Origin of the sequence: Streptomyces sp. NPDC059853 (genome assembly GCF_042731495.1) — a bacterium.
Classification (GTDB): domain Bacteria; phylum Actinomycetota; class Actinomycetes; order Streptomycetales; family Streptomycetaceae; genus Streptomyces.
The window spans coordinates 1-10,248 of sequence record NZ_JBHWJL010000183.1; the positions used below are offsets into that span (position 1 = coordinate 1).

Annotated in this window: 10 protein-coding genes; 2 read left to right on the forward strand and 8 right to left on the reverse strand. The window is 70.7% G+C overall.

Annotation, left to right across the window (positions count from 1 at the left end; all coding sequences use genetic code 11):
* Window positions 1-70 precede the first annotated feature (70 nt).
* From ACFV5N_RS18595 to ACFV5N_RS18625, 7 genes are all read right to left on the reverse strand, one after another.
* Window positions 71-673 (reverse strand): hypothetical protein, encoded by a 603-nt coding sequence (locus ACFV5N_RS18595; protein ID WP_385600802.1) that lies wholly within the window; start codon window positions 671-673, stop codon window positions 71-73.
* A 9-nt stretch (window positions 674-682) separates the two neighbouring features.
* Window positions 683-1,051, reverse strand: a complete 369-nt coding sequence (locus tag ACFV5N_RS18600; RefSeq protein WP_385600804.1) for a YbjQ family protein — start codon at window positions 1,049-1,051, stop codon at window positions 683-685.
* Between the two features lies 1 nt (window position 1,052).
* Entirely contained in the window at window positions 1,053-1,889 is an 837-nt protein-coding gene (locus ACFV5N_RS18605; protein ID WP_385600807.1) for a class I SAM-dependent methyltransferase, read from the reverse strand.
* Between the two features lie 30 nt (window positions 1,890-1,919).
* The gene (locus tag ACFV5N_RS18610) at window positions 1,920-2,747 is read right to left on the reverse strand and encodes a class F sortase (RefSeq protein ID WP_385600809.1); all 828 of its coding nucleotides are present in this window, start codon (window positions 2,745-2,747) and stop codon (window positions 1,920-1,922) included.
* An 11-nt stretch (window positions 2,748-2,758) separates the two neighbouring features.
* Window positions 2,759-3,322 carry a hypothetical protein gene (locus ACFV5N_RS18615; RefSeq protein ID WP_385600812.1) on the reverse strand — a complete coding sequence of 188 codons (564 nt, stop codon included), beginning with the start codon at window positions 3,320-3,322 and terminating at the stop codon, window positions 2,759-2,761.
* A gap of 260 nt (window positions 3,323-3,582) precedes the next feature.
* Window positions 3,583-5,244 carry an ABC transporter permease gene (locus ACFV5N_RS18620; protein WP_385600815.1) on the reverse strand — a complete coding sequence of 554 codons (1,662 nt, stop codon included), beginning with the start codon at window positions 5,242-5,244 and terminating at the stop codon, window positions 3,583-3,585.
* Window positions 5,241-6,188 (reverse strand): ATP-binding cassette domain-containing protein, encoded by a 948-nt coding sequence (locus ACFV5N_RS18625; protein WP_385600817.1) that lies wholly within the window; start codon window positions 6,186-6,188, stop codon window positions 5,241-5,243. Before ACFV5N_RS18625 ends, ACFV5N_RS18620 begins: the two co-directional genes overlap by 4 nt.
* 87 nt (window positions 6,189-6,275) lie before the next feature.
* Between ACFV5N_RS18625 and ACFV5N_RS18630 the strand changes: the two genes are divergently transcribed.
* Complete coding sequence (locus ACFV5N_RS18630; protein WP_385600820.1) at window positions 6,276-6,812, forward strand: GbsR/MarR family transcriptional regulator; 537 nt, start codon at window positions 6,276-6,278, stop codon at window positions 6,810-6,812.
* Between the two features lie 1,272 nt (window positions 6,813-8,084).
* Here the strand turns inward: ACFV5N_RS18630 and ACFV5N_RS18635 are convergent.
* Complete coding sequence (locus ACFV5N_RS18635; protein WP_385600823.1) at window positions 8,085-8,807, reverse strand: diacylglycerol kinase; 723 nt, start codon at window positions 8,805-8,807, stop codon at window positions 8,085-8,087.
* Window positions 8,808-8,935: 128 nt separating this feature from the next.
* On the opposite strand from ACFV5N_RS18635, the gene ACFV5N_RS18640 reads away from it, so the two are divergent.
* Window positions 8,936-10,219, forward strand: a complete 1,284-nt coding sequence (locus tag ACFV5N_RS18640; RefSeq protein ID WP_026047124.1) for an adenylosuccinate synthase — start codon at window positions 8,936-8,938, stop codon at window positions 10,217-10,219.
* Window positions 10,220-10,248 lie beyond the last annotated feature (29 nt).

Below are 10,248 nucleotides of genomic sequence, written 5' to 3' on the forward strand. Positions count from 1 at the left end.
GTATCAGGCCGGACCGGCCGGTCGCCGGTGCCGGCCGGCACGACCGCCGTCGTGCCACGAGGCGCCCGGTTCAGGAGAAGAACCCCAGGACCCCCGCGCCCGGCTTCGCCGCCGCACGGCGGAGCCAGCCCGCGATCGACTCGACCGCCTCCCGGACCTCCGGGTCCAGCGCCGCGCGCAGGTCCGGGGTGGCCGCCTCCCACTCCTTCAGCGCGCGGGCGCAGTCCGCCGTGCTCCACACGCCGTGGCCCGGCAACTCCTCGGGACGGGGCAGCGGCGCGGGGAAGTCGCGGTACGTGAAGGAGGTGACCTCCACCGCCGTGACGCCCAGCTCCGCCAGGGCCTCGTCCACCCGGCCCAGCCAGCCGTAACGGAACGGCGAGAAGCTGCTGTTGTCCAGCCGCCGACCATGGAACTCGCAGATCCGCTGGTAGGCGTACGCGTACTGGAAGGCGTGCTCCTCCTCGAACGGGCCGCCGTCGATCACCGCGCGCAGCGCCTCGTACGCCGGGGGCGCGCCCTCGGCTATCCGGTCGGCGAACCACGCGTCGTCCTGGGCGAGTTCCCGCTTGAACCGGCCGCCCATCATCCGCCGCTGCTTCTCGTCCCCGCTGCCGACGATCCCGCGCACCAGCGCGGGATCGACGAGAAACAGGTTCAGTCCGTAACTCATGCCCCGAGTCTAGGAATCGGCGTCCACCAGCACGACCGCCGTCCCGTACGCGCAGACCTCGGTGCCGAAGTCCGCCGTGCTCACCTCGTACCGCATGGCCAGCACCGCGTTGGCGCCGCGCGCCCTGGCCTGGTCGATCAGCCGCTCCACGGCCTGGGCGCGGGTCTCGGCCAGCGTCTTGGACAGCCCGCGCAGTTCGCCGCCGAACATCGACTTGATGCCGGAGCCGATCTGGCTGCCGAGGTTGCGGGAGCGGACGGTCAGCCCGAACACCTCCCCGACGACCCGCGCGACCCGCCGTCCCGGCACGTCGTTCGTGGTCACCACCAGCACTTCCGCCGCGGCGCTCGGCCCGCCCCCGAAGTCCTCGATGTCCATGTCACCCCTCCTGGGCCCGGCCGCCGGCGACGGCGAGAAGATGCGAGGAGGCCGCCAGCAGCTCCGGGTACCCGTCGGCGAACCGGGCCGCCTCCAGGGCGGCGGTGAACAGCGGCGAGTCGGTCACCGGCGAACCCGTGTGCACCTCGACGGCCCGCAGCATCCCCCACGCCGGCCCCTCCACGCCGTACACGGTGGCCCCCGGCAGCCCCGCTGCGGCCAGTTCGCCGGCCAGCCCGGCCGCCGTGTGGAGGTACGCGACGGTGAACCCCTTGCGGCCGTCGCCGCCGTGCCGGCCGGTCCGCACGGTGTCCGCGACGGACTGACGCACCTCGGCCCGGTCCCCGAGGGCGGTCGTGGCGGTGTGATCGAAGACCGGCGCGTACCGGTTGATCCCCGCCACCGCCACCACACCGCCCGGCCGCACCACCCGGCGCGCCTCCCGGACGGCGGCAAGCCGGTCCGCCCGCTCCACCAGGTGGTAGAGCGGCCCCAGCAGCAGCACCACGTCGTACGTGGCGTCGCCCGCCGCCAGCGCCCGCGCGTCGCCCCGCTCGGCCGTGCACCCCGGTACCCGGGCCGCCCGCGCCACATGGCGGGGCACCGGATCCACCACATGGACGGCGTACCCCTCGGCCGCCAGCCAGCGCGCGTGCACCCCGGTGCCGCCGCCCACGTCGAGGACGGTCGCCGGGGGAGGAGGCAGATGGCGGCGCAGGATCTCCTGGGTGCGGACCAGTTCCAGCGCGCCGTCGGCGGTCCGGCTCAGCCGGGTGTCCTCGTCGGTGCGTTCGTCGTAGTAGGCCAGGATGTCCGGCGCTATCTCCGCTGCTGTCATGGGGGAAGCGTTCCCACCGGTGGGGCCCGGTCACGCCAGGTGCGCGTAGGCGACGATGTTGGAGTCGTAGCCCGTCGCGGCCGACCAGGCGCCGCCGCAGGTGATCAGGCGCAGCTGGGGGGTGTCGTCGGAGCCGTAGACGACGTCGCTGGGGAAGTTGTCCTTGGCGTACATCTCCACCGCGTCCACGATGAAGGTCGCCATCGAGCCGTCCTCCCGGTCGACCTCCACCGTCTCACCGGGCTGGAGGTTCGCCAGCCCCGCGAAGGCGGCCGGGCCGACGTAGGTGTCCAGATGGCCGACCAGCAGGGCCGCGCCGCGTTCGCCGGGGGAGACGCCCCCCGAGTACCAGGCGGCGCGCATCGCGTCCTCCTCGGACGGGGTGGGCGGTCCGCCGTCCGGGTCGAGCTGGGCACCGAACACCTCGACGTCCGTGCCCAGGGACGGCACCCGTACCCGGGTCGGCCGGGAGCGGGGCAACGGCGCCCCGTGCCCCTCCGCGCCGGTGTAGGACGGGCCGATCGTCGGGTTCGCCTCGGCCTCGGCCGTCGCCGGCCGCTGCTTGCCGAACTCGATCACCGGCTCCGGTGGCCAGATGCCCGCCGTCACCCCCACCGTCACCGCCGCCACCGCAGCCGCCACTTCGTAGCGGCGGCTGCGGCGCGCGAGCCGTTGGAACCGGGTGAGGCTGGAGGCGGGACGCTGGGCGGCGGCGTGCCTGAGACCCCGTCCGCGCGGTGCCGGACGGCGCCGTCCGCTCGGGGTACCCGGACGGGAGCGGGCGCAGCGGTAGCGCTCGCCCGCCCGGCGGACGAGGGCGGCCGGGCCGCCCAGGATGCCGCGCAGGATCTCAGTCACGCTCGCGCCCCTCAGTAGGAGTGGTTACCGGCCGAACGGCGGCGCCGGGCGAGGAACACGTAGCCCACCGCACCGGCGACGGCCAGCCCGCCGCCGACCGCCAGCGCCGTGGCCTGCGCCCCGCCGCCCTCACCCGCGGTGCCGCCGAATCCGGCCCCGGCGCCACCGGAGGGCGTCGCCGAGGTGAAGGTGAAGTTGGTCGTCAGGGTGACGCCGTCGGCGCACACCAGGGTGACCGGGTAGCTCTTGCCGATGGTCAGCCCGCTGGTCCTGATCTTGCCGGTACCGACCCAGCGACCGTCCGACTCCTTGGTGGACAGGTTGATATCGGCCTGGAACGCCTCCGAGGTGGCGGGGCCGCCGGGCTGGCAGGTGGAGCGGACGGTGACCGAGGTGCCGGCGCCGCCCGCGCTCGGGCTGATGGACAGCGGTGGGTTGGTCGTCTGGCTGCCCTTGTTGTCGCCTCCGGCGACGGCGGGCGTGGTGGCCAGGCCAAGGGTCAGCAGGGTCGCGGCGACGCCCGTGACCAGGCGGCGGCCGGTCCTGGATGTCCTTCGCGGTGACAAAGCCTTCATGGAGCGATGACCTCCGGGTCGTCGGTGAACGGCACGCGCGGTGGCGTGACGGGATGTCACCTATGCGAACAGGGGGTCATGGCTTCCGCACCCGGAGTGCGTCCCTGCGGGTGCCGCATTGCTCCGTACCGGGGTACGGGAGCACCGCAGCGGCGTACACAGGGGCCCGGCCGCCCCTCGGGGGAAAGGACGGCCGGGCGCCGGCGGGGAGGAGCGGGAACGCTTCCTCCCCTGTTTCCAGTGTGCTCCTGTGGCGCGCGCTACGTGGTCTCCAGGTCCCGCCGGCGGAAGCCGGCCAGGCCCAGCCACAGCAGGGCGCCGGCCAGCGCCGTCAGCAACCCCAGCGCCAGCCACCCGCCGCCGTCCGGGGCCGTGGCCGGCAGTCGCGGGACATGGCCGAAGGGGGAGAGGTCGTTCAGGACGCCGGGGAAGCCGAGCAGTTCGCCCAGGTAGCCGCATACGAACGCGTACGCCGGGACGATCCAGGCCGCCGCGCAGGCGCGCGGCAGCCAGCCGTACAGCACGGCCGCGACGCCCGCCGTGACCCATAGCGCGGGGGCGTACGCCAGCGCCGCGCCCGGCACTTTCCACAGCAGGGCGCCGTCCGAGGTGGACAGTGCGCCGGTGAGCCCGAGCACCAGCCCGCCGGCCAGCAGCACCGCCGTGCCGCCCGCCAGCGCCACCGCCAGATGGGAGCCGGCCCAGCGGGTACGGGACAGGCCGGTGGACAGCAGCGGTTCGGCCCGGCCCGCGGTCTCCTCCGCGTGCGGGCGCAGCGCGGCCATCACCACGTACACCGCCGCCACGATGGCCGGGACGATCAGCACGACCGAGACGAAGGACTCGGCCACGTCGGCGCCCCCGGCCTGTTCCACCTGTTCGCGCAGCGCCTCGATGTCCTCGATCATCCGCTCGGCGTCCCCCAGGATGGAGCCGTACATCGCCCCGAGCAGCGCGAGCCCGCCCGCGAACGCCACCAGGACGCCCCGGTGCAGCCGCAGCGCGAAGCCCAGCGGCCGGCCGAGCGCCGCCGAGCCGCCCGGGCGGCCCGGCCGCTGGGCGCGCAGCCCGGCGCCCACGTCCCGCCGCACCGACAGCGCGAACGCCGCCCACCCGGCGGCCGCCGCCAGCGCCGCCGACAGCAGCAGCGGCCACCAGCGGTCGGCGGCGAACACATAGGTGCGCTGCGCCCAGCCGATCGGCGAGAGCCAGGAGAGCGTGCCGCCGCCCACGTCGCCGACGGCGCGCAGCGCGTACGCGGTGCCGATGGCGGCGAGCCCGAGCCCGGCGGCGCCGCGCGCGTACGGGGTGATCTGGACGGCGACGGCCGCGAGCGCCGCGAACACCGTTCCGGTGGCCGTGTGCACCGCCCCGTACAGCACCGCCCCGCCGCCCTGGCCCGCCACGGTGGCGGCCACCAGCGCCCCCAGGGCGAGGTTGGCGAGGACGGCGAGCGCGAGGGCCGCCGCCAGCTGGGCGTGCCGGCCGAGGACCCCGGCCCGCAGCAGTTCGGCGCGCCCGCTCTCCTCCTCGGCCCGGGTGTGCCGGACGACGGTCAGGACGCTCATCAGCGCGACGAGCACGAGGACGAACCCGAGCACCTGGTGGCCGAGCATCGCCCCGAACCCGTAGTCGCCCTCCAGATAGCGGGCGGGTCCGGTCATCGCCAGGCCGGCCGGGCTGTTGAGGGTCTCGCCGATGGAGCGCCGGTCGGCGGCGTCCGCGTAGGTGCTCTCGAAGCTCGCCAGCGAGGAGGCGGTGCCGAGGGCGAGGGCGGCGATCCACACCGGCAGCCGCACCCGGTCGCGGCGCAGCGCGAAGCGGAGCAGGACCCCGGTGCCGGTGAACGGGCCGGCCGGCCCGGACGCGGTGGTACGGGGCGGGGGCGCGGTGCCGGGGGCGGCGGCCGTGGCGGCGGTCATCGGTGGGCCGCCAGTTCGTCGCCGTAGTGCCGCAGCATCAGCTCCTCCAGGGTCGGCGGATGGCTGACGAGGGAGCGGACGCCGTAGCCGGACAGTTCGCGCACGACGGCGTCGAGCCGGGCGCCGTCCACCGTGAACCGCACCTGTCCGGCCGTGTCGCCGCCGGTGAGGTCGTGCACCCCGTCGAGGGCGGCGAGCGCGGCGGCCGGGCGGTCGGTGACGGCCTCGATGGTGGTGCGGGTGAGGTGCCGCATCTCGTCCAGCGTGCCGCTCTGGACGATCCTGCCGCGCCGGATGATGCTCACCCGGTCACACAGTTTCTCGACCTGGGCCAGGATGTGGCTGGAGAGCAGGACGGTCTTCCCGTCGGCCTTGGCCCGGAGGATGACGTCCTGGAAGACGACCTCCATGAGCGGGTCGAGCCCGGCGGTGGGTTCGTCGAGCAGCAGCAGTTCGGCGTCGGAGGCGAGGGCGGCGACGATGGCGACCTTCTGCCGGTTGCCCTTGGAGTAGGTGCGGCCCTTCTTCGTCGGGTCAAGGTCGAAGCGTTCGATGAGGTCGGCGCGGCGGCGGGGGTCGAGGCCGCCGCGCAGCCGGCCGAGCAGGTCGATGGCCTCGCCGCCGGTGAGGGTGGGCCACAGTTCGACGTCGCCGGGTACGTACGCCAGCCGCCGGTGCAGGGACACCGCGTCCGCCCAGGGGTCGCCGCCCAGGAGGGTGGCGGTGCCGGAGTCGGCGCGCAGCAGGCCGAGCAGGACGCGGATGGTGGTGGATTTGCCGGCGCCGTTGGGGCCGAGGAAGCCGTGCACCTCGCCGGTGCGGACGGTGAGATCGAGACCGTCGAGGGCGCGGGTGGTGCCGAAGGTTTTGACGAGCCCGGCGGCGGCGATGGCGTGGCCGGCCGCGGGGGGTGGGGTGGCGTCGGTGGGGGCTTCCGTGGTCATGCCTGTGAAGTTACCGACATTTCAGTAATGTGTGAAGTTAAGAAAGCGTCAAGCAGGCTTCCGTTGATCGGATGGGAGGATGAGCGGGTGAACGATCAGCAGTCGCGTGACGAGGAGGCCGTGGCCGCCTTCGTGGAACGGTTCGCCGCCGATCTCATCGAAGCCGGCATGCCCCGGATGCCGGCCCGGATCTTCGCCTGCCTCATGGCGTCGGAAGACGGCGTGCTCAGCTCCGCCGAACTGGCCCGCCGGCTCCGGATCAGCCCCGCCGCCGTCTCTGGCGGCGTGCGCTACCTCGCGAACGTCCACATGGTCAGCCGCGAACGCGAACCCGGCTCCCGCCGCGAGCGCTACCGCCTCCACCACGACATCTGGTACACCGCCCTGGTCAAGCGCGACTCGGTGGTGCAGCGCTGGGCGACGACCATGCGGGCCGGCGCCGGGGTGGTCGGCGCGGACAGCCGGGCGGCCGAACGCCTCAACGAGTCCGCCGCCTTCATGGACTACCTGATGAAGGAACTGGACGCCCTGCTGGACCGCTGGCACGCGGGTCAAGCCACGCGCCATGCTTCCAGGGTAGAGAGGAATTCGTATACTGCCGTCACGAACGAGGATCCCATCTAACGGCCACACAATAAGGCGGATCTGATATTGTCGGATCTGGTGGCCGCTAATCGCGGCGAACCTAATGATGTTCAGGATGGGGGCTTTGAGGTAGTTCGCCTTAAGCTAATTGTGAGGTGGGCCGAGAGTGGCTGCCGCATTTATATCGTCGTTTTCAGCAGTAATTCCGGAGATTGTGCCGGGCCGGAGGCGCTGCTCGGGTCTTTTCTGCGTGGCACTCAAGTCCCGGATGAACGACCCTGGCTTCAGTTCGGGCAATATGTGCAGGTGGCGATTGCCGAACTGCAACGAGGCTGGAGATGGCTGCCGCGGTACCGCTGGGATCGACTCAACGCGGCGGTGTCTCGCGACTGCTTCCAGTGCCATTTGGCGCGATCGATTGGCCATCAGCCTGATCTCCGCTTACCCGAATAGCCGAAACGGCCCGCCGAAGAACTGGCGGGCCGTCACAAGTGCTTGAGGGCTAGAGGAGAATTTCGAGGGGCGTGCTAATTAGCTGCTCCCAGGGTGCATGCCGTTCTGGCTACCCCACTCCTGATTACGCCGGCCCTCTTCAGTGCTGCCTCGCAAAGATCAATATCTTTAATAGTCCCCTCGCTTGCTCCGACCTTTCGGCATATCTCGAAGCGTCCGTCATAGGGGGTATATCCGCGAAGTGTCAGATAAGCTACGCATTCAGATGCTGTCGCGTGAGCCTGCGCTGGGGCCAGAAAGGAAAGGGCTATTATTGACGCAACTATTGATGTGCTGACAAGGTTCGAAATGCGCTTTTTCATTTGAGCCCCACGATCGTTGGCGAACTGGCGGTGTGAGACATTATCCAAGTCTGACAAAGATTTCAAGGGGCATGGCAAATCACTAGATGTGTAACTATGGGTACCTTTATGAGTGAAATGGGTATATTTTATTGACTAGGAAAAAATTATCACGCCTGTAAATTCCCTGCCCTTAATTCGGGGCTGGTAGGGCTCGCGGGTTGCGAAAGCTGAAATCATGGCAGATCAGTATTCGTGGGATGAAAGGAATGACCTTGCCTGAAAAGCGCTGGAGCTGAATTTGCCGTGCTTTGTCCGGCTGGATGCCGTGGCCCTATCCTTCCCGCGTTGCTGTGATTCTGTCGGAAATCAGTAGGATCCGCGAAGGTGCGTCCGTTGATTATTCAATGATAGCCGCAGGTGCCACGTGAAAAGGACGAGTATCCTGCTCTGATGCGATTATTTCCGGATTGCTCCGAGAGGTGCCGTGTGGGGAAGTTTCAGAATTTGCGCATGGCTACTCTGGGACGCGCAGATTAAGCGCCATTGGATTAACGGTCCAGGTGCGGGAATAGGTGGGTCCGTACTCCTGGGAGTCGGCGAAATAGTGGAAACCGGGGCCGCTGATCGTCACCGAGGTGGCGCGTACTCTCGTCGCTTGCTCGGAGTGGTGTTGCACCACGACCTCCGCCAAACCTGACCATGCCTTGATCGACACCGTTGAGATCGGGCGGTCCACATTGGTCAGCACGCGGCCATCTGCCTCCACCCGCAATCGGCGGTCGCGAGAGGTCAGCCGACGCTGCCACCAGCCCCTGGGCGCCGGAATGCCGAGCACGCCAAGCACCACGTCCCCCGCGTCGTCGGCCAGCAGATCCAGAGGCCGGTCCGCGCCGCCCAGCACCGCCCGCGAGGCCGCCACCGCGTCCGTGGGCAGCCCGAGGCCGCGCGCCAGCGCGAGCGCCGGGGCCGCGCCCACCGGCACCATCGCCAGCGGCGCCGCCGCCAGCTCGCCCGAGCGGTGCAGCGCCCGGACCGCCCGGACCAGCGCCCGGTCGTCGCCCACGATCACCACCCGGTGGCTGCCGCGCCGCGCCAGCGCCCCCGGCATCGCCTGCGGGCCCTCCAGCACGCGCACCTTGACCTGTCCCGCGCCCGCACCCGCGCACAGCACATCGCGCGCGATCCTTACCGATTCCCCGTCCACGCGCCGGGCCGCCGGATCGATGACGATGAGCACCTGTTCGCCTCCCGCCCCCATGTCCCGTAAGCTCTCTGTGCAAGAGCCCCTGTCGCGATTGCGCCAGGGGTTTCGTCGATCCGGGGCAGCTGACATTCCCATGCCCCGCTCGGAAGGGGTGTACGCCTGTGCCCGCACTTGTGCTGCTCGGCGCTCAGTGGGGTGATGAAGGCAAGGGCAAGGCCACCGATCTGCTCGGCGGTTCGGTTGACTACGTGGTGCGTTACCAGGGCGGCAACAACGCCGGCCACACGGTCGTCGTCGGCGACCAGAAGTACGCGCTGCACCTGCTGCCCTCCGGCATTCTGTCCCCCGGCTGCACCCCGGTCATCGGCAACGGTGTCGTCATCGACCCCAAGGTCCTCTTCTCCGAGCTGGACGGGCTGAACGCGCGCGGGGTCGACACCTCCCGGCTGCTCGTCAGCGGCAACGCCCATCTCATCACCCCCTACCACGAGACTCTCGACAAGGTCTCCGAACGCTTCCTGGGCAAGCGCAAGATCGGCACCACCGGTCGTGGCATCGGCCCGACCTACGCCGACAAGATCAACCGGCAGGGTATCCGGGTTCAGGACCTGTTCGACGCATCGATCCTGCGGCAGAAGGTCGAGGCGGCCCTCGACCAGAAGAACCAGCTGCTCGCCAAGCTGTACAACCGCCGCTCCATCGGCATCGACGAGATCACCGGTGAACTGCTGGGCTACGCCGAGCGGTTGCGCCCGTACGTCGCCGACACCACGCTCGTCCTCAACCAGGCGATCGACGAGGACAAGGTGGTGCTGCTGGAGGGCGGCCAGGGCACGCTGCTGGACGTCGACCACGGCACGTACCCCTTCGTCACCTCCTCCAACCCGACGGCGGGCGGCGCCTGCACGGGCGCGGGCATCGGCCCGACCAAGATCAGCCGCGTGATCGGGATCCTCAAGGCCTACACGACGCGGGTGGGCGCCGGGCCCTTCCCGACCGAACTGGAGGACGAGGACGGCGAGGCGCTGCGCCGCATCGGCGGCGAGTTCGGCGTCACCACCGGGCGCGACCGGCGCTGCGGCTGGTTCGACGCGGTGATCGCCCGCTACGCGACCCGGGTCAACGGGCTCACCGACTTCTTCCTCACCAAGCTGGACGTGCTCACCGGCTGGGAGCGCATCCCGGTGTGCGTGGCGTACGAGATCGACGGCCGCCGGGTGGAGGAACTGCCCTACAACCAGAGCGACTTCCACCACGCCAAGCCCATCTACGAGTACCTGCCGGGCTGGAGCGAGGACATCACCAAGGCGCGCGCCGTCAAGGACCTGCCGGTCAACGCGCAGCGGTACGTCCAGGCCCTGGAGGAGTTCTCCGGCGCCCCGGTCTCCGCGATCGGCGTGGGCCCTGGGCGGGACGAGACGATCCAGATCAACTCCTTCCTCTGAGGCAGACCGACAGACGGCCGGGGCCGGAA